The sequence below is a fragment of the uncultured Tissierella sp. genome, from assembly GCF_902479755.1.
GTDB lineage: Bacteria > Bacillota > Clostridia > Tissierellales > Tissierellaceae > Tissierella > Tissierella carlieri.
In genome coordinates this window covers 86,554-105,335 of record NZ_CABSQO010000010.1, presented here as the reverse complement: position 1 = coordinate 105,335, position 18,782 = coordinate 86,554, and the positions used below count along the sequence as shown (strand labels likewise).

At 31.3% G+C, this 18,782-nt stretch carries 19 protein-coding genes and 6 tRNA genes; 20 read left to right on the top strand and 5 right to left on the bottom strand.

Annotated features, from left to right (window positions below):
* Positions 1 to 163: 163 nt before the first annotated feature.
* Complete coding sequence (locus RDK80_RS07625; RefSeq protein ID WP_216555160.1) at positions 164 to 301, bottom strand: hypothetical protein; 138 nt, start codon at positions 299 to 301, stop codon at positions 164 to 166.
* Between the two features lie 271 nt (positions 302 to 572).
* On the opposite strand from RDK80_RS07625, the gene RDK80_RS07620 reads away from it, so the two are divergent.
* From RDK80_RS07620 to RDK80_RS07540, 17 genes are all read left to right on the top strand, one after another.
* The gene (locus RDK80_RS07620) at positions 573 to 1,568 is read left to right on the top strand and encodes an AIR synthase family protein (protein ID WP_216555162.1); all 996 of its coding nucleotides are present in this window, start codon (positions 573 to 575) and stop codon (positions 1,566 to 1,568) included.
* Between the two features lie 112 nt (positions 1,569 to 1,680).
* Entirely contained in the window at positions 1,681 to 3,762 is a 2,082-nt protein-coding gene (locus tag RDK80_RS07615; RefSeq protein ID WP_308523931.1) for an N-acetylmuramoyl-L-alanine amidase family protein, read from the top strand.
* A 51-nt stretch (positions 3,763 to 3,813) separates the two neighbouring features.
* Positions 3,814 to 4,335, top strand: coding sequence for a DUF2179 domain-containing protein (locus RDK80_RS07610; RefSeq protein WP_216555170.1), 522 nt, complete (start codon positions 3,814 to 3,816; stop codon positions 4,333 to 4,335).
* A gap of 69 nt (positions 4,336 to 4,404) precedes the next feature.
* Positions 4,405 to 5,394: a GerMN domain-containing protein gene (locus tag RDK80_RS07605; RefSeq protein ID WP_256313103.1), complete on the top strand. Its 990-nt coding sequence runs from the start codon at positions 4,405 to 4,407 to the stop codon at positions 5,392 to 5,394.
* 166 nt (positions 5,395 to 5,560) lie between these two features.
* Positions 5,561 to 6,172: an XTP/dITP diphosphatase gene (locus RDK80_RS07600; protein ID WP_308523930.1), complete on the top strand. Its 612-nt coding sequence runs from the start codon at positions 5,561 to 5,563 to the stop codon at positions 6,170 to 6,172.
* Position 6,173: 1 nt separating this feature from the next.
* A complete protein-coding gene (locus RDK80_RS07595; RefSeq protein WP_216555183.1) occupies positions 6,174 to 6,653 on the top strand; it encodes a metallophosphoesterase in 480 nt (159 codons plus the stop codon).
* Between the two features lie 90 nt (positions 6,654 to 6,743).
* Positions 6,744 to 6,817: transfer RNA gene (locus RDK80_RS07590), tRNA-Gly, on the top strand.
* Positions 6,818 to 6,826: 9 nt separating this feature from the next.
* Positions 6,827 to 6,903: transfer RNA gene (locus RDK80_RS07585), tRNA-Arg, on the top strand.
* A gap of 20 nt (positions 6,904 to 6,923) precedes the next feature.
* Positions 6,924 to 7,000 (top strand) — tRNA-His (locus tag RDK80_RS07580).
* 185 nt (positions 7,001 to 7,185) lie between these two features.
* Positions 7,186 to 7,261, top strand: a tRNA-Lys gene (locus tag RDK80_RS07575).
* Between the two features lie 23 nt (positions 7,262 to 7,284).
* Positions 7,285 to 7,368: transfer RNA gene (locus tag RDK80_RS07570), tRNA-Leu, on the top strand.
* Between the two features lie 49 nt (positions 7,369 to 7,417).
* Positions 7,418 to 7,493 (top strand) — tRNA-Arg (locus RDK80_RS07565).
* Positions 7,494 to 7,703: 210 nt separating this feature from the next.
* A complete protein-coding gene (dcd, locus tag RDK80_RS07560) occupies positions 7,704 to 8,267 on the top strand; it encodes a dCTP deaminase (RefSeq protein ID WP_201259634.1) in 564 nt (187 codons plus the stop codon).
* A gap of 270 nt (positions 8,268 to 8,537) precedes the next feature.
* Positions 8,538 to 8,963, top strand: a complete 426-nt coding sequence (locus RDK80_RS07555; protein WP_094898921.1) for a hypothetical protein — start codon at positions 8,538 to 8,540, stop codon at positions 8,961 to 8,963.
* Between the two features lie 80 nt (positions 8,964 to 9,043).
* The gene (locus RDK80_RS07550; RefSeq protein WP_308523929.1) at positions 9,044 to 9,235 is read left to right on the top strand and encodes a GrpB family protein; all 192 of its coding nucleotides are present in this window, start codon (positions 9,044 to 9,046) and stop codon (positions 9,233 to 9,235) included.
* Entirely contained in the window at positions 9,228 to 9,395 is a 168-nt protein-coding gene (locus RDK80_RS07545; protein ID WP_308523928.1) for a GrpB family protein, read from the top strand. The genes RDK80_RS07550 and RDK80_RS07545 overlap by 8 nt, the downstream gene beginning before the upstream one ends.
* Positions 9,396 to 9,594: 199 nt before the next feature.
* Positions 9,595 to 11,247 (top strand): Na/Pi cotransporter family protein, encoded by a 1,653-nt coding sequence (locus RDK80_RS07540; RefSeq protein WP_308523927.1) that lies wholly within the window; start codon positions 9,595 to 9,597, stop codon positions 11,245 to 11,247.
* A 49-nt stretch (positions 11,248 to 11,296) separates the two neighbouring features.
* Here the strand turns inward: RDK80_RS07540 and RDK80_RS07535 are convergent, their stop codons facing one another.
* Genes RDK80_RS07535 through RDK80_RS07520 form a run of 4 tightly spaced genes read right to left on the bottom strand, consistent with a single transcriptional unit; the run spans position 11,297 to position 15,823 of the window.
* Complete coding sequence (locus RDK80_RS07535; protein WP_094898925.1) at positions 11,297 to 12,655, bottom strand: YjiH family protein; 1,359 nt, start codon at positions 12,653 to 12,655, stop codon at positions 11,297 to 11,299.
* A gap of 26 nt (positions 12,656 to 12,681) precedes the next feature.
* Complete coding sequence (gene rocF, locus RDK80_RS07530; protein ID WP_094898926.1) at positions 12,682 to 13,584, bottom strand: arginase; 903 nt, start codon at positions 13,582 to 13,584, stop codon at positions 12,682 to 12,684.
* 50 nt (positions 13,585 to 13,634) lie between these two features.
* Positions 13,635 to 14,651, bottom strand: coding sequence for a C-terminal binding protein (locus RDK80_RS07525; protein WP_094898927.1), 1,017 nt, complete (start codon positions 14,649 to 14,651; stop codon positions 13,635 to 13,637).
* Between the two features lie 11 nt (positions 14,652 to 14,662).
* The gene (locus RDK80_RS07520; RefSeq protein WP_094898928.1) at positions 14,663 to 15,823 is read right to left on the bottom strand and encodes a pyridoxal phosphate-dependent aminotransferase; all 1,161 of its coding nucleotides are present in this window, start codon (positions 15,821 to 15,823) and stop codon (positions 14,663 to 14,665) included.
* Positions 15,824 to 16,004: 181 nt separating this feature from the next.
* On the opposite strand from RDK80_RS07520, the gene RDK80_RS07515 reads away from it, so the two are divergent.
* From RDK80_RS07515 to dapF, 3 genes are all read left to right on the top strand, one after another.
* Positions 16,005 to 16,772, top strand: coding sequence for an IclR family transcriptional regulator (locus tag RDK80_RS07515; RefSeq protein ID WP_308523926.1), 768 nt, complete (start codon positions 16,005 to 16,007; stop codon positions 16,770 to 16,772).
* 112 nt (positions 16,773 to 16,884) lie between these two features.
* Complete coding sequence (locus tag RDK80_RS07510) at positions 16,885 to 17,844, top strand: ribonuclease Z (RefSeq protein ID WP_216558748.1); 960 nt, start codon at positions 16,885 to 16,887, stop codon at positions 17,842 to 17,844.
* 77 nt (positions 17,845 to 17,921) lie between these two features.
* Positions 17,922 to 18,767, top strand: a complete 846-nt coding sequence (gene dapF / locus RDK80_RS07505) for a diaminopimelate epimerase (RefSeq protein ID WP_216558745.1) — start codon at positions 17,922 to 17,924, stop codon at positions 18,765 to 18,767.
* Positions 18,768 to 18,782 lie beyond the last annotated feature (15 nt).

Genomic DNA, 18,782 nt, shown 5'->3' with positions numbered 1-18,782 from the left:
TTTCCAGCTAAATATTCTTGCACAACTTTCATCTTAAATTCATAACTATATTTTGCCATTTAAAAACCGACCTCCCATCAGTTAGATTCTTAGGTCTAACTTTTAGGGGTCGGTTCATATTGATTCTAACTTTTAGTGCTTTTAGATTTTGATTCTGGAGAGTTTATGAATCGTCTTTCTTTTCCTTTTTAGTAAAATAAGGGCAATCTTTAGTAGGAGTATTAGATGGAGGAGTAACTGATTTTAAAGCACATAATCCATCTTCTTCATACACACATTTTTCAGAACAAGGTATCATCAAAGCTAAACCCTCCCTTTCAGTCAATTTACAGTGAGCAATTAACAATTAACAATTAAAATATTAAAATCAATGACTCCATAATATTTTTTACTTTTAATTGTTCTCTGTTCTTTATTAATTATCTTTATTCTTTCCAAAATAAATTTAAATATGATTAAAATATATTTTAAAAATGTATTTTAAAAGTGTATCGAAAATGTATTAAAAGTGTTATACATATGGTACAATATAATTAGTCAAAATATAGAAAAGCATTATGGGAGGTAGCAAAATGGAAATAGGAAAATTACCTAATGATGTTTTGGAAAAAATAGTTTTATCAAATATAAAAAATAAAAGAGAAGAAGTATTAGTAAGGGCGGCAGTAGGAGAAGATAATGCTATTATTGATTTTGGAAATAACTTATGTGTAATGAGTACAGATCCTATTACAGGGGCAACTAAGGATATTGGGAGATTAGCTGTACATATTTCTTGTAATGATGTATCAACTAGCGGTGCAGAGCCTATGGCAGTACTAATGACTATATTGGCGCCACCCAATACTACAGAGAAAGATATAGAAAATATAATGAGGGAAGCGGGAGAAGTAGCAAAGGAAATAAATGTGGAAATCGTAGGTGGACATACGGAAATTACAGATGCAGTAAATAGGATAGTAATAAGTACAACCGTTATAGGGAAGCAATCTAAGGAAAAACTACCAAACTCAAAGGAAATAAAAGTTGGAGATAAGGTATTAATTACTAAATATGTTGGGATAGAAGGAACATCTATAATTGCAAAGGAATTAGAAGAGCAATTGATTGATAAAATAGGCAAAAACAAACTTGATGTAGCGCAAAATATGGATAGCATGCTTAGTGTAGTTAAAGAAGGTATAATTTGTGGAGAAATTGGCGTCAGATATATGCATGATATTACTGAAGGAGGAGTTTTAGGGGCAGTTTGGGAGGCTTCTAAGGCTACTGGAAAAGGAATAGAAGTTTTGGAAGAATCTATACCAATTAAAGATGTAACAAGGGAGATTACAGATATTATAGGTATAGATCCTTATAGATTAATATCTAGCGGTTCTATGCTGATTATAGCAGAGGATGAGAAGGTTTCAACAATCAATGAAGAATTAAATAAGGTTGGAATTAAAGTTACAGCTATAGGTAAGATAATAGAAGAAGGTATTATACTAAATAAAAATGGGGAGATAAGCAGTATAGAGCCGCCAGAAGCTGATGAGTTATATAAGGCTTTATCACTTCATAAGTAATATTACATTATGGTTACAAAATTCGTAATTCGTTGACATAATAATTGACTAAATGATATAAATAAAATAGACAAACTTTATTAAGGGTGGAAGGACATAAGGAGGTAGATAAATGAAAAAGTGGAAGATAATGCTGTCTTTGTTTGTACTATTATTTTTATTTAGTCAAATAGGACATGCAGCCAGTAACAAGACAATTCAAGTAAGTATGAACGGTGCTAAAGTTTCTGTAACACAGGTACCCATCATTATGGACGGACAAGCAATAAATACTGAGTTTCCCTCCTTTGTTCATACCAATAGGACACTAGTACCTATTAGATTTGTATCAGAAAGCTATGGGGCAGAAGTTAGTTGGGATCAAAAAACTAAAACTGCTACAGTGGCCTATGGAAACAAGGAAGGAAAATTCACTATAGATAGCAATGTAGCTATAATAAATGGTGAAAAGAGGATTTTAGATCAATATGCTATTCCAAGAATAGCAAGTTTAGGTGGTAATAGCGGAAGAACCATGGTTCCGCTGAAGTTTGTTACAGAAATCTTCGGTTACGAAGTTGGCTGGGATAGTGCAAAAAATGCCCCTTACATTAACTCTAAACAAGATACTAAGCCAGAAGTTCCGCAAGATGGGTCAAGTATAATCAGTAGTATTTCAGTGGGAAAGGGAAGTACAGATAAAAATAAACTGATTATAAATAGCAGCAAAAGTATTGATTATGAAACTATGTTTTTGCAAGATTCCAATAAGCTGATTATTGATATCAAAGATTCTAAATTATCATTGGAAAATACTAAAGATGCTGAAGGAACAATAGATGTAAAAGATAGTATTATTGAAAAAATTCAATACTCACAGTTTTCTAAAGAGCCTAATATTACTAGGATAGTGGTAACATTAAATCAGATAGTAGAACATAATGTTTTACTAACAAATGATGGAAAAGACATGGCAATATCTTTTGGTAATAAGGTAAAATCAATTACAAAAGAATTAATTGATGGTAAAGAAGCTATTGTAATCCATGGTACATCTGAGGTTAAGGTTAATTTCATGAAACTTAAAAATCCAGAAAGAGTAGTAATAGATTTAATGGATTCTGTTTTAGAAGGAAGTACTTACTATAACTATGATTATGATTTAGGATTTGTAAAAGGAGTTAGAGTATCACAGTTTAATGTTGATAATAACTATAGCCCTATGGATCAAATTGTTAGAATAGTCTTAGACGTAAAAGATGGAATATCAGATCCTAATGTAAAAGTGGATACCTATGGAGATAAGATAGTAATTTATCCTGAAAAATCTTTCTGGGAAAACATTTCTTATACTTCAGAAGGTGATAATAAAATTTTCACTATTAACTATCTTGTGGAAACAGATTACTCCGTAAACTATGAAACTGGAAACAAATGGATACAAGTAACGATCCCGACAGATAATGTAGAATTAAATGAAGGGATAGTATCTATAAAAGATGGATTGATAGATGAAATTCAAGTTGTCAAAGATGAAATAGAGACTAGAGTTTTCATTAAATTTAGAAAGAGTATAGAATATGTTCTACTTTCCAGAGAGTCAGACAGTAAAGTTTCTTTGATGATAATGAAGGATGAAAATGTAAAAACTTCTGACAGGCTTATTGTTATAGATGCTGGACACGGAGGTAAAGATCCAGGAGCTACATCTATAAACAAAAGGAGAGAAAAGGATTTAAATCTTAGTGTTTCACTGAAACTCAATGATGCACTCAAAGCTCAAGGATATAATACAATAATGACTAGAGATACAGATGAATTTATTGATTTATATGAAAGAGCTAGAATAGCAAATGATAACTATGCAGATGTTTTTGTAAGTATACATGGAAATTCTCATGATAATAAGTCTATTGCAGGAATTCAAGTATTATATTGTCCAGCAACTCAGTCAGAGAAAAAAGAAATAGATCAGCATCCATTTGCTAAAATCATAATGGACGAGCTATTAAAGGCTACAGGAGCAGTAGATAAGGGTATAATTCAAAGACCTAATCTAGTAGTTCTTAGGGAAACTAAAATGCCTGCAGTCTTAGTAGAAACAGGATTTTTATCTAATTCGGCTGAAGAAAACCTTTTATTCACTGAAGAGTATCAATATAAAATAGTTAATGCCATAATAAAAGGAATAGAAAAATATTTTGAAATGTATTAATATAATAGGCAAGGGTAACCTTGCTTATTTATTTTTAGGGAGGAGAGAATTATGGAGTTATTATACGGATATTTATTTATTTTCTTTGCAAGGGTGGCAGATGTATCTTTAGCCACTATTAGGACACTTATGGTAGTACAGGGAAGAAGGTTACAAGCTGCATTAATTGGCTTTTTTGAGGTAAGCATTTATGTAACAGCATTGAGTAAAGTAGTTAGTAGCTTAGATAACCCTTTAAATCTTTTATCCTATGCATTGGGATTTGCCTGTGGAAATTATTTAGGAATTACAATAGAAAATAAAATTGCTTTGGGAAATTTGGCAACTCAGATTATTTTAAAAACATCAGATAATAAGGAATTAATTAAAATTCTTAGAGAAAATGGATTTGGAGTAACAGTTATAATAGGTCAAGGATTAGAAGGAAGTAAAGAAATATTAAATGTAGCAATAAACCGTAAAGATTTGACTAATTTAAAGAAAATAGTATATGAATACGATAAAAATGCATTTATTACTGTAAATAATATAAATCCTATTAGTGGTGGGTATTTTGCATCTAATAAAAAGTAAGAGATAAATTAATCATAGTCTGACAACTCTTCTAATATAATGTAATAGTATAATCTAGGAGGGTTGATGATGGTAAATAGGAGAATAATATTATTTGGACTAATAATAGTCTTGGGTCTAACGGTATTAAGTATTGGAAAAAACCTTATTAATAACAGGTTATCAGCTAAGGATGACGAAATACAAATCATTAGATCTGATGAAGAAGAAGTAGTCGTAGCTGAAGAAGAAGGCGTAAGAAAGACAGTTATGTATTTTAGAGATGCAGATGGATATTTAGTTCCTGTAATGCGAAAAATTCCTTGGGAGGAAGGAATTGCGAGAGTAACACTTAATAATATGATAGACAGTGCGGAACTTAGAGAAACTTTGAAACCTACTGGTCTGTTACCAGTTATACCGGCAGGTACAGAGATTTTAGGGATGTCTATAAATGATGAAACTGGTCTGTGTAAGGTTGATTTTTCTGAGAATGTTTTAAGTAATCAATCAGAAAAGGAAGAAGAAAGTTTTATTAAAGGTGTAGTATATACACTGACAGAGTTTCCAGCTATTAAAGAGGTTCAAATACTAGTCGGTGGAAAAGCATTACCTTCTTTAAACTATGGAGGAGATATTAGTAAGCCACTAGCAAGAGAAAATATTAATTTAGTTGGCAAATTAGAAGATGGCCGTTCTAAAGTAGTCGTTTATTATAAAGGAATGAATAATGAAGAATTTGAATATTTTGTACCAGTAACGATACCTACTTTAGCACCAGTAGCAAATGTATATTCTGCATTGGATATTTTATTTGAAGGGCCACCGCAAGATATTGGACTATTTTCAGATATCCCAAGAGATGTTATGCTTCATGGAGTAGAAGTAAAAGATGGTACTGCATATGTAGATATATCCTATGAGAGTTACTCGGATTCATCAGAAGATAAAACCTTTAGTGATATAGTAAAAAATATAGGTCTAACACTAAGTCAATTTGAAGAAATTGAGACCGTTGAGTTACTTATAGATGGAGAAACAATAAATACTACAATCCCAGTTTTTGCAAATGAATATTAATTTGAATTAACAGTTAACAAAGAACAATTAACAAGTTTAAATATTATCGTAGGGGCGAGCTAATATGCTCCCCTTTTCTTTTTTATTTATAGATAAAAAATTCTATATTTGATAAAATATAATAACAGAGTACAAGATTAGAAAAATAAAGGAGTATATAATTAATATGGAAAAAAGAAAACTTGTAGTATCAACAGGCAATCAACATAAAGTAGAAGAAATAAAAAATATACTTGAGGGTTTATCAATAGAAGTAGTTTCTAAAAAAGATGTAGGATTATGTGATTTAGAAGTAATAGAAGATGGGGAAACCTTAGAAGAAAATAGTTTAAAAAAGGCTAAGGCTTTAGCTGAAAGGCTAGATTATATGGTTTTAGCAGATGATTCAGGATTATTCGTAGATATATTAAATGGAGAACCCGGAGTTTATTCTTCAAGATATGCAGGTGAAGAAGGAAATGATAAGAAAAATAATAATAAACTATTGGAAGAGTTGCAGGATATACCTTTGAAGGAGAGAAATGCTAAATTTAAAACAGTTATAGTATTAATTACTGAGGATAAGGAGAGCGCAATAGTTTATGGAGAATGTAAGGGTAAGGTGGGATTTGAGTCAAAGGGTAAAAATGGATTTGGATATGATCCTTTATTTACTCCAGATGGATATGACAAAACCTTTGGAGAATTAGGAGAAGAAATAAAAAATAAAATAAGCCATAGAGCAAAAGCATTAGAAAATCTAAAGGAAGCTCTAAAGAATATATTAGAGGTAGATTAATATGAGAATAGCAGTAGTTAGTGACACCCATGGAAATAATAAGGGCATTATCGAAAAGTTATCAGAGATAGAAAAACCGGATATTTTATTTCACCTTGGAGATTATGTAACTGATGGTGTTGCAATATCTAAAGCACTAGGATTTGAAACTATAATAGTAAAGGGTAATGGAGATTATCTTCATACTGAATATAATGAAGATGAGTTAGTGGAGATTAAAGGAAAGAAAATTTTTCTGACCCATGGACATAAATATAATGTGCAAAATGGAATAGCAAACTTATATTATAAAGGCTTAGAATTAGGAGCTGATATAGTGTTATTTGGTCATATACATGTACCTATTATAGAGAAGATAGGAAACATGATTATAATGAATCCAGGAAGCCCTTCCTTGCCTAGAAATGCTACAAAAATAAAAACTTTTGGCATCATAAACATTGGAAATACAATAGAAACAAAAATAATTGAAATAAATTAATAATATGCTATTGACTTTGTATTTAGAACCTGCTATAATTTTAAATTGTTAGCAAATAAAAGATTAAGTAATCACTGAGTATCGAACTATGCGGGTATAGCTCAGTGGTAGAGCACTGGCTTCCCAAGCCAGCTGCGAGGGTTCGATCCCCTTTACCCGCTCCAACTGTGAGAGCACCTATAGCTCAGTAGGATAGAGCAACGGACTTCTAATCCGTGTGCCGGGGGTTCGAATCCTCCTAGGTGCGCCAGCTTAATAATTTAAAATATGGTGGGTGTGGCCTAGTTGGTTATGGCGCCAGATTGTGGCTCTGGAGGTCGTGGGTTCGAATCCCATCATCCACCCCATATTTAACATCGAAGTAATAAAACTAATTTTGCTAGCAAAACAATTTATCATGATCCATTAGCTCAGTCGGTATAAGTAGAGAACCAAAACAGTGTATTTCTGTTTTGTGTGAATCACTTAATCCTTGACTGGTGAGACTAGGCGAAGTGATAACTTAACTTCTGCCGATAAAACAAATAATTATGATCCATTAGCTCAGTCGGTAGAGCACCTGACTTTTAATCAGGGTGTCCCGCGTTCGAGTCGCGGATGGATCACCACTAATGCCTTATAAAGGGCATATGCGGGAGTGGCGGAACTGGCAGACGCGCTAGACTTAGGATCTAGTGTCATTGACGTGGGGGTTCAAGTCCTCTTTCCCGCACCATACATAAAAATTGGCATGAGCCAATTTTTTTTATACGTAATATTAATATGCACCAGTAGCTCAATGGATAGAGCATCTGACTTCGGATCAGAGTGTTGGGGGTTCGAGTCCTCTCTGGTGTGCCAAATACAATGGCTAGAATATAAACATTCTAGCCTGTTTTTATAATGAATAGGAAATTTCTAATTTAATAGTCCATATCATTAGCTCTCCTTAGAATTTGCAAAATTTTTTTAAAACAATTATCTCATAAAAATTTACAGATAGATTTTATAGCTGCTTGTAGAGTTTTTATTGCTTATGATATGATGGATACATGTAACTAGAAATACAAATTGAAGGTTAAGGGAGGCAGCAATATGATATTATCAGATAAAACAATTAAAAAACTGCTAGATAATAAAGAGTTGGAAATCTATCCATTAGATGATATACAGATTCAACCTGCAAGTGTTGATATTCGTTTGGGTAATACATATACTATCGTGGAAGATACTTCTTCCAATATAATTCAGCTATCAGGTGAAATTAGGTATAAGACAATACAATCAGACAAATATCTCCTTATGCCTGGACAGTTTGTTTTGGCTACGACCATGGAATATTTTAAGTTGCCCAATAATATGACTGCATTTGTAGAAGGAAGAAGCTCAATTGGTAGATTGGGGTTATTTATCCAGAATGCGGGATGGGTAGATCCTGGATTTGAAGGAGAGATTACTTTGGAGGTATTTAATGCCAGTCGATGTGCCATTGAACTGCAAGCTGGCCGTCGTGTGGGGCAATTGGTGTTCGCACAGCTAGATCAAGATGCTGATAATCCATATCGAGGAAAATACCAGGGACAAAAGGGTGCGACGGGTTCCCGTATTTATTTGGATAATGAATTGCAGATTTAACTCAATTGTAAAATAAATATATAAGATTTATCACCAAATTTTTTCACTATTATTTCAGAAAGACTGCCACCTACAGATAAAAGTAATTTTATCTGTAGGTGGTTTTTGATTTACATGAAGATGCCTGAAACAAGTGATTTTATATTGCTGAGCACCTTGTCTTATATTGTCTTTCGGATTTTAGAATAGTGTTTTTGATACTTTTGATTTTACTCATACAATGATATAATTAATTTATATTATTTATGTAGTCTAGGGGGAGATAAAAGCATGAAACGGAAAAAGCTTCTTATAGGGGTAAATATACTTTTATTAATTTGGTTTTTCTTAGATATGATAGGAGTAACTTTTGACAACAAGGTTCTAGTCTCAAGGGCATGGAGAGATGATGGAATATTTTTTGTGATATATATTGTAGCTATTGTTTGGTTTTTGGTGAAAGAAAAGTCTGGAAAGTTTGTGCTAACTACATGGTTATCTATGTGGTTTGCAACACAGCTTTATTCCCATTGGTATTTTACTATATTTGGACCTTGGGAAGGTAAAATTAGATATTTTGCTGATGCAGTTAAACTAATCCCATCGACAACTGTTTATATTCCTGATTTGTATCATATAGTTTTACATATACTTATTTTGATTGCACTTTATAGCACTATGATTTATAGTGTGAAATCATGTAAAGAATCAGTATGATAAATAAAAATTGAAAAAATTTAACAATCATATATTGCTATATGCTACAGATTGATTATTATCTAAAGGGAGAGAGTATATTGGTAAGAACAATGGATGTTGTTCCATATGATATGAAATGGTCTTTCTTATATGAGCAAGAAAAGTCAATATTAATAGAAATATTAAGTAAAATTATTTTAGATATTCAGCATTTTGGTTCTACAAGTGTTGTAGGTCTTTCATATATACGAAAAGGGAAATCAAAAGGCAGAAGAAGAGTTAATGTTTAGAGACTATCTTCAAATTGATAAAGATGCTTTTAATGAATATCAAGCTTTAAAGCTTGAATTGTCTAAAAGATTCTATACAAATCCAACTGCATATACTGATGGAAAATCAGATTGCGTAAATCGGATTATGAACAAAGCGAAACTATATTATGGAAAATGATATTAGCTTATGGAAATTATATTCATCTAATGTATCAAAAATAACCCGACACACATGTGTGTAAGACCATTATTTTGTAAATCTAAGGATAAAAATAATTAGCATTGTATTTATAAAATTTTACTGCTAAAATTGATATTATGAACTTATTTTCAAATGATAAAAAATTAATTGCTAATTATTAATTGGAGGTAAACAAATGAAAGAGCTAATATTTGGGCTTATTGGTGGAACGGCTTTATTGATGTATGGTGTTGACATGATGGGTGATGGTCTTGAAAAGGCTTCTGGAGAGACTATGAAAAAGATACTTACAGTATTAACTGGTAAGGTGTGGAGTGCCTTCTTAGTAGGTACTTTTGTAACAGCAATAGTTCAGAGTAGTACAGCAGTTACAGTATTAACTGTTGGTTTTGTTAATTCAGGGCTTATGAAACTGCCCCAGGCTGTAGGTATTATCTATGGTGCTAATATTGGAACCACAATAACTGCTCAACTTATGGCATTTAGCTTTAAATTTAAATTAACAGATATAGCTTTACCTGTACTGGGAATAGGTTTTGCAATTAATTATATTGCGAAAAATAAAAAGCTGAAAAATATTGGTCAGGCAATGATGGGTTTTGGAATGATGTTTTTAGGTCTTAAGATATTAAATGATGGAATTCCCTATATGCAACAAAGCGAATCTTTAAAACATTTTTTCGCTGAATATGCATCTATTCCAGTAGTCGGAGTAATTTTAGGAATAGTTGTAACTGCTATGGTACATAGTAGTGCTGCTACAGTTGGACTTGTAATGGTTCTTAGTCAAGCAGGGCTTTTAGACTTACAATCAGCAATTTGTATAATGCTGGGAGATAATATAGGTACATGTTTTACAGCACAGCTTGCAAGTATGACAGGGAACATAAATGCTAGAAGGACTGCATGGGCCCATACTCTTTATAATGTATTTGGAGTTGTATTAACTTGGATAACTTTACCATTATTTATGAAAATAGTAATATTTGCAACTGATTATTTACATGCTAATGCAGATATATCTGTATACATTGCAAACTCTCATACATTGTTTAATCTGTTAAGTGCTCTAATATTTCTACCTATTACAAAATACTATGTTGATTTTCTTTATAAAATTGTAAAGAGAAAAGGAGATCATAGTAATGGAAAAATATATTTAGATAAACTACTTCTAGACACACCAGTAGCGGCCTTAGAGGCATCAAGGTCTGAAATTATTAGGGGTACTGAGGTTTTGAAAGAAATGGTTTTAGATGTTATGGATATAGCGTATACAGATGATAGAAAGAAGATGACTGAGGTAGTAGATAATGAGGCAGATATAAATCAAATGCAAAAGGATTTAACAAGATATATAGTAGAAATCTCAAGAAGGGAATTGACTGAAAGTCAGTCTCTTATGGTTCCAGCTATGATAAGCAGTATTAACAATATCGAAAGATCAGGGGATAGAGTTATTGAAATATCTTCTTTATGTAATAAGAAGATAGATGGTAATCTTTCATTTACGGACAGTGCTATAAATGAATTAAAGGAACTAGAGAAAGTTGTTATTGAACTATTTAATAATACTATTATTGCCCTTAGAAAAAGAGACAATGAAATTATAAAAAGAATCGTTGAGTTAGAAGATAAAGTAGACGAAATGAGCGAAACTTTCCAAGAAAATCATATAAAAAGACTTAATGAAGGTACTTGCAATGTAGATTCGGGGGTACTCTTTATAGATATGATAGGTCATCTTGAAAGAATTGCAGATCATATATATAAAATAGCTATGTATACTAAAGATGAATTATTTGGAGATAAGAGAAAATATAATTAAAATAAACAACCAGTTGAATTTATCATTCAACTGGTTATTTTACTATATCTTAAAATCTTACAAATATTTTAGTCAGTAATACAATAAATGGGATAGCGATAATTGTTCTTTCTAGGAATATAATTAATAATTCTTTAAATTTCAGTGGTACTTTAGACTGAATTATTATTGTACCTACTTCTGTTAAATATATTATTTGAACTAAAGACAAAGCTCCTAGAATAAACTTAGTTTGAACTGATTCCATGGGAGCTAGTATCAAAGCAGGTATAAACATATCAGCAAATCCTACTAAAGCTGCAGGTGCAGCCTGAAAAGCCTGCTCTACTCCCAATAGATTTAAATAATAACCTATGGGATAGGATAATATTTTAAATACTGGAGTATATTCTACTAAAATTAAGGAGATTGTACCCCAAGATATTATTATAGGTGCTAAACCAAATATTACACTAAATAACATGTCATTTCCCTGAGTTACTATATCACTAAAATTTGAATTTTTAGCTCTCAAGGCTGCTGATTCTACTGCAAATTGGAACTTGGATTTTCCTTCTGGAACCTCTTCATTTACCATTTTCCCAGTTTCATCATTATAACTGTCTGGAACTTTATTTAGAGGTGGAATCCTAGGGGTTATAACTGCTAAAGCAAACCCTACTGCTGTAATAATAATATAAAAAGGTGTAAACAAATGTTGAACATCTAAAATAGAAGCAATAATATAGCAAAATGGTACAGAAACTAATGAGAAGTTTGTCATTATTATTGCGGCTTCCTTAGCCGAATAGTAACCTGTATTATATTGTTTTTCTGTTAATAATACTGCTGCATTTGATGCTCCTAACCAAGAGGTTATAAGGTCTACAGCAGAACGACCAGGTACTCTGAATAAGGGTCTAACAAAATCTTTAATGAGTATTCCTACAAACTCCATTATTCCGAAATCCGTTAATAAGGGCATAGTATAAGATATTACTATAAGTATTGATACTAATGATCTAGTTAAATCTACCATAGTACCACCCGTACTAGGTGAGATAATTTGCTCAGGTCCTATTTGGAAAAAAACAGCCAACATAATTATAGCTCCGAGTATTCTACTAATTAAGTATAGTGGAGTTGTAACTAATGTTCGTTTAAGCCATTTATGTTCTATTATAAATTTGGGTTTGAAAATAAAAGCCACCAAAGAAAAAAAGGCATTTACCGTTACTAAAAATAACATTATATGCATTGTATATTGATGGATATAGGATTTAACTAAGTCTATGATTATTCCTACTGGAATATTGAATCCATCTTGATACTTAATGGGAACTAAAAATAAAAATCCTCCTATTAACGATAGAATTGCGAACTTACTTATATTAGAATTACTTATATGTTTTTCCTTACAGTTATTCACAATATCACTCCCAATATATATTTTAATTATGAAATTAATCTAAATATGTGTTCTAGTATCTCTATACAAGTTGTAACTGTTCTTTCATTATCTTCATCAAGTAAAGGATTTAACTCTACAAAATCCATTGATGTTATAAATCCTTCTCCTAAGAATTTAGTGAAGACTTTCTTTCCCTCTTCTAAATTAAAGCCATTTTCTACAGCTGTACCAGTACCGGGAACAATTGACTTATCAAGAACATCAATATCAAAGCTTAGATGTACTCCATCTACATTAGAAAATTTAATCTTTTCTACTATTTCTTTTAATATATTATCAAGTCCCCTTTGTCTTACTGTATTCATAGTATATATATTGAGATTAAGCTCCTCAGCTAGATCAAATTCACCTGCATCAATATCTCTACCACCGAGAATATAGACATTTTCCGGTCTTACCTTTTGTCCATCATAGTAGATATTTGTCAAGGTATGATGTCCTATATTCATTGATGCTGCCAATGGCATACCATGGATATTGCCTGAAGGAGAAGTTTCATAGGTATTTATATCACCATGAGCATCTATCCAAATTACAGCCAGTTCTTTAAAATATTTACTTGCTCCAGCAATACTGCCGATGCCCAATGAATGGTCTCCGCCCATGACAAATGGAAGATAATCTGCATTTAAAGAACAATAAACCTGTTGAGATAGATTATTGCATATTTCAGCTATAGGATTTAGATATTTCATTTTTTCATGACCATTATATTTTTCCTTTGGAGAAATCTTCGGAATATGTATATCTCCCAAATCATATACAGTATGTCCAAATTTTTTAATTAATTCCACAATATTGTTTTCTCTAAGTTTAGATGGGCCATATTGTGCACCTTCTCTATCACATCCATAATTAATTGGTACACCTATCAAATTAATATTCATTAGTGAAAAACCTCCTATATAAATGGTGTGTAAGATTAATATTGATTAACTTATTTATTTATCCAATCGATGTCATCTAATATTTGAGGATTTCTAACATTATTTGGAAGACTTGAATTTAATATTTTTCCAGCTATTTCAGCTGTAATCCGTATTTGTGAATCTGAAGCTTCTTCTGATAAATAAGCAGAATGTGCAGTAACAATTGTATTAGGTAAGGCTATAATCATTTTGTCAATTTCTTTAGGAGGTTCATTTTCTAATACATCTAAACCCGCACCTTGGATATAATTGTTTTTGAGTGCTTCATAAAGATCTTCATGATTTACTAATCCTCCTCTTGCAGTATTGATTAAAAAAGATGTTGGCTTCATTTTTTTAAATACTTCTTTATTGATAATATTCTTTGTACTATCTAATAAAGGAGTGTGTAGTGATAAATAATCTGACTCTTTAAATAAAGTATCTAAATCAACTTTAGTTACATTTAATGATTTCATATCTTCTTCACTTACAAAAGGATCATATGAGATGATATTGGCACCGAAGCCACTTAACTTCCTAGATACAGCTTTAGGGATGCTGCCAAAACCAAATAATCCTACTGTACTATTTTCAAATCTCTTGATTTTTCCTAATATAGATAGATTCCAATTTCCATCCTTAACATAGGGAATCATAGAATAGAGTTTTTTATTACATCCTAACATCAGCATAAGTGCATGAGTAGCAACTTCATCTACACAGTAATCTACTACATTAGTGACTAATACTTTATTTCTAGTGGCAGCTTCTATATTTGCAGCATTGAATCCTGTACTAGCAGCACAATATGCTCTTAGATTTAATTTTTCATAAATCTCATCATCCATTTCTTGATCCCAAGAGATTAAGATTTCAACATCTTGGCATCTCTTAATTAATTCTTCCTTTTTTAAAACATTTTCGGATAAGAATAAAAATTCTATATTTTCATATTCTTCTTTGATGTATCTTTCCATTTTTTCTATATCTTCTTTATTCATGCCTGGTACGCCACATAAAGCTACTTTTTTCTTGATATTCATTAAATCACCTCTTATTTAAATATTTTCATTCTAGCTATTCTGTCAAAAGCTTCATTTATTTTATCTTCACCAACAGTCACTGCTATTCTTATATATCCTTCCCCATTATTACCAAAGGAAGTACCAGGAAGAACTAGGACATGGGCTTCTTCTAAGATTCTATTAGCTACTTCCTGAGAGGTTAACCCTGTAGCTTTTATATTTGGAAATAGATAGAATGTACCCTTAGGTGGTAGTATTGAAATATTCTTAAGTTGTTTTAGTCTTTCATATGCTGCAAAAGTTCTGGCTTTAAATTCTTTAATCATAGGTGGTTGAATTTCTTTTCTAAGTCCTATGGCATGTATTGCTGCTTGCTGAGAAATTGAAGGAGCAGTAAAAACATTATTCTCATTTATATCCTTGATTATATTTATAATATAAGGTTCAGCAAGGACATATCCAATTCTCCAACCTGTCATTGCATAGTCCTTAGAAAAAGATCCAATTGTAATAGTTCTCTCTCTCATACCTTCGAGGCTAGTAATAGGTATAAAAGGTTCCTCATAGCTAAATATGGTGTATATATCATCTGATATTATTAATAAATCATATTTCTTAGCAATAGCTGCTATATCTTCCAATGTTTTTTTAGTTAGGCAAGTGCCAGTTGGATTATTCGGTGTATTTATTATGATGGCTTTTGTTCTATTTGTTATTAAACCTTCTAATCTATCTATGTTAAGTTGAAAATCTTCTTCTTCAAAGGTCTCTAAAAATACTGGTATACCCCTTGCTAATTTCACTTGCTGTGGATATGGTGTAAAATATGGCGATGGTATTATGACCTCGTCACCATCATCTAAAATAGCCTCTAATGTTAACCACATTGCATGGCAACCAGATGTAGTTATCATACATTCTTCTTTTACTAATTTGTAACTATATTCCTCATCATAAAAATTACAAATAACTTCTCTAAGTTCTCGTACACCATAGAAATCTGTATAATGGGTATGACCGTTTAATGCATCTTCAAAAGCTTTTTTTATAATCCTTTCATCTGTAGTAAGGTCTGGATCTCCAAGACTAAAGTTAATTAGGTCATGATACTTTCCTAATGCACTTGTGCTTTCTCCCATGGGTGTAGATATGGAATTCCAATATCTTTTTGAAATATAAGAACTTTTCAAGTCAATCACTCCTCTAATGTTTTATTTTATGAAACGGCGTTTCAAGATTGACTTGATTATATATTAAATCACAAGAAAATTCAATATATTTTTTAAATTTAAATTATTATTTTAAATTAATGTAAAATTTTTCCTCATATGATATAATTTATTGACAACATTTTTAGTAAAGGAGAATTTTATGGAAAATGACAATAGCTATATAATTCCAATGATAGATAGAGCTTTTGAAATAATAAATTTTATGTATAATTCTACTGACAAAGTAGGTATTTCTCAAATATCTCAGGAATTAGAGCTTCCAAAGGCAACTGTCTATAGAATATTATTTACATTGAGTAAATGGGGATTTGTAGAAAAAAGTGATGCTGATAAATATTTCTTAGGTAAGTCCTTTATCAAATATGGTTCAAAAGTAAAATCAGATATTGATATTTCAACAATTGCCACTCCTTATATTGATTCCTTGGCAAAGGAAGTGGGAGAAAGTGTAAATCTAGGTATTCCATATGAAGATTTTGTCATGACTGTATATAATGCAAAAGGTGAAGATTTTTATCTAGTATCAAAGCTTATACCTGTGAGTCCACTAAATTGTTCTGCCATGGGAAAACTATATCTTTCTCGATATTCAGATGAAGAACTTAGACAATATTTTAATAGTGATAAACCACAATCAAGAACTATAAATTCGATAGTTGAGTTAGAGAAATTTTTAAAGTTAAAAGAGAATATAGAAAATGAAGGAATTTCATATGATAAAGAAGAGTACGAATATGGGCTTACATGTATTGCAGCTCCTATAAAGGATTCTGAGGAGAGTATAGTAGCTACAATTAGTATCTCAGGGCCAACTTCAAGATTAGATTATAAAGGATTTGATTATCTAAAAGAGAATTTACTTAAAACTGCCACAGAGATTGAAAAATCTTGGAATTATCTATATTAAAGTTAAGATAGCTAAAGAAATTAGTCACCTATGGTATTATTATAGGTGACTTTATTATAGGGTATACTAATGAATAATTAAAATTATTTTGTCTATCAAAGGAGAGATTCTATTGCTTGATATAGTTTTATTAGGAAGTGGAGGTGGAATGCCTATGCCCAATAGGTTTTTATCCTCTATGATTATAAGTTATAAGGGGAGAAAAATCCTCATTGATTGTGGAGAAGGAACTCAAGTATCCATGAGAAATTTTAAAACAGGATTTAAATCTATTGATATAATATGTATAACCCATTTTCATGGAGATCATATATTTGGATTACCGGGGCTTCTTTCAACTATTGGAAATAGTAATAGGACTGAACCTATTACTATAATAGGGCCTAAGGGGACTGAATACGTACTAAGAGGGCTTATGTCATCCATACCTTATCTTCCCTATAGTATAGATATAATAGAAAATCCTAGGAATTCTTTAGGTATTAATATATTGGCTGAGATCATGGAAATAAGACAAGATAGTAAAGGATATTCTAATGATGATATTATTATTTCTACCTTAGAGCTAGATCATTCATCTCCATGTATAGGTTATAGCTTTTACGTAACAAGGAAACCTAAGTTTTATCCAGAGAAGGCGAGGCAGAATCAAGTACCTAAGGAGATATGGGGAAGACTTCAAAAAGGTGAGAGTGTAATATACAACGAAAAAAAATATATTCCCAACATGGTACTGGGAGAGGAAAGAAAAGGAATAAAATTAAGTTATATAACTGATACAAGATCAATAGATACAATTCCAAATTTTATAAATGAAAGTAATTTATTTATATGTGAGGGAACCTATGGTGATGATGAAGATTTGGAAAAGGCTATAAAGAATAAACATATGACTTTTAGTGAAGCAGCAGAACTAGCTCGTGAAGGGAAGGTAGAAGAACTTTTGCTTACTCACTTTAGTGCCTCTATTGATGAACCAGAGCTATATAAGTCAAATGCTCTTCGAGTATTTGAAAATACAACTATAGGATATGATGGATTTACTAAGATGTTGATGTTTCCTAAGGAGTAATAGAATCAAGTATAGATACAATATGAAAATTGTGATATTATTATATATATTTATTACATACAAATGGAGTGATATATATGAAATTTGATAAATATGTAGCGGCAGGGAATGATTTTATCTTATTCAATGGAATAAAAGATACTGAAAAAGATTATAATGAATTAGCTTTAAGAGTCTGTAATAGGCATTTTGGTATTGGTGCAGATGGTATTATGGTATGTAAGAAAAGTAATATAGCAGATATAAAGATGCTTTATTATAATTCAGACGGTTCTCAAGGAGAAATGTGTGGTAATGGGATCAGATCCTTTACTAAGTATATTTATGATTATGATATAGTTAGAAAGAAAATTATTTCTATAGAAACTTTAGCAGGCATAAAATATATTACAATAGAGACGGATGAATCAGGAAAGGCAAATATGATTAAAGTAGATATGGGAGAACCTATATTTGAAGGAAGTAGAGTTCCAGTAACGATAGATAAAGAAAAGGTTATAGAAGAGATAATATCCATAGACGGAGAAGACTATAAATTTTCTGCATTAACAGTAGGCGTACCTCACGTAGTTATTCTTGTGGAAGATATAAAGTCAATTGATATAAATGATTTAGGAAAAAAGATAGAAAATTATCCATTGTTTCCTAAAAAAACCAATGTAAACTTTGTGAAAATCATTGATTATGGCAATATAAATATTTATACTTGGGAGAGAGGGGCTGGTAGAACCTTAGGATGTGGTACGGGTTCTTGTGCTTCTGTAGTTGTAGGAAATCTTCTACATAAACTAGGTAACAAAGTTAATGTAAATACTGAAGGTGGTAGTTTAATTGTAGAATTAGAGGATAATTATAAAATTTTCATGACTGGTAGTGCAACTCATATAGCTAGTGGAGAATTTGTAAATGGATTAAGCAAATAAAATATTAAGGGGGTC

Excerpts from the sequence above, each read along its gene's own strand:
- RDK80_RS07620 (WP_216555162.1), top strand. The coding sequence starts at position 573 with ATGGAAATAGGAAAATTACCTAATGATGTTTTGGAAAAAATAGTTTTA.
- RDK80_RS07615 (WP_308523931.1), top strand. The coding sequence starts at position 1,681 with ATGAAAAAGTGGAAGATAATGCTGTCTTTGTTTGTACTATTATTTTTA.
- RDK80_RS07610 (WP_216555170.1), top strand. The coding sequence starts at position 3,814 with ATGGAGTTATTATACGGATATTTATTTATTTTCTTTGCAAGGGTGGCA.
- RDK80_RS07605 (WP_256313103.1), top strand. The coding sequence starts at position 4,405 with ATGGTAAATAGGAGAATAATATTATTTGGACTAATAATAGTCTTGGGT.
- RDK80_RS07600 (WP_308523930.1), top strand. The coding sequence starts at position 5,561 with ATGGAAAAAAGAAAACTTGTAGTATCAACAGGCAATCAACATAAAGTA.
- RDK80_RS07595 (WP_216555183.1), top strand. The coding sequence starts at position 6,174 with ATGAGAATAGCAGTAGTTAGTGACACCCATGGAAATAATAAGGGCATT.
- RDK80_RS07555 (WP_094898921.1), top strand. The coding sequence starts at position 8,538 with ATGAAACGGAAAAAGCTTCTTATAGGGGTAAATATACTTTTATTAATT.
- RDK80_RS07545 (WP_308523928.1), top strand. The coding sequence starts at position 9,228 with ATGTTTAGAGACTATCTTCAAATTGATAAAGATGCTTTTAATGAATAT.
- RDK80_RS07540 (WP_308523927.1), top strand. The coding sequence starts at position 9,595 with ATGAAAGAGCTAATATTTGGGCTTATTGGTGGAACGGCTTTATTGATG.
- rocF (WP_094898926.1), bottom strand. The coding sequence starts at position 13,584 with ATGAATATTAATTTGATAGGTGTACCAATTAATTATGGATGTGATAGA.
- RDK80_RS07525 (WP_094898927.1), bottom strand. The coding sequence starts at position 14,651 with ATGAATATCAAGAAAAAAGTAGCTTTATGTGGCGTACCAGGCATGAAT.
- RDK80_RS07515 (WP_308523926.1), top strand. The coding sequence starts at position 16,005 with ATGGAAAATGACAATAGCTATATAATTCCAATGATAGATAGAGCTTTT.
- dapF (WP_216558745.1), top strand. The coding sequence starts at position 17,922 with ATGAAATTTGATAAATATGTAGCGGCAGGGAATGATTTTATCTTATTC.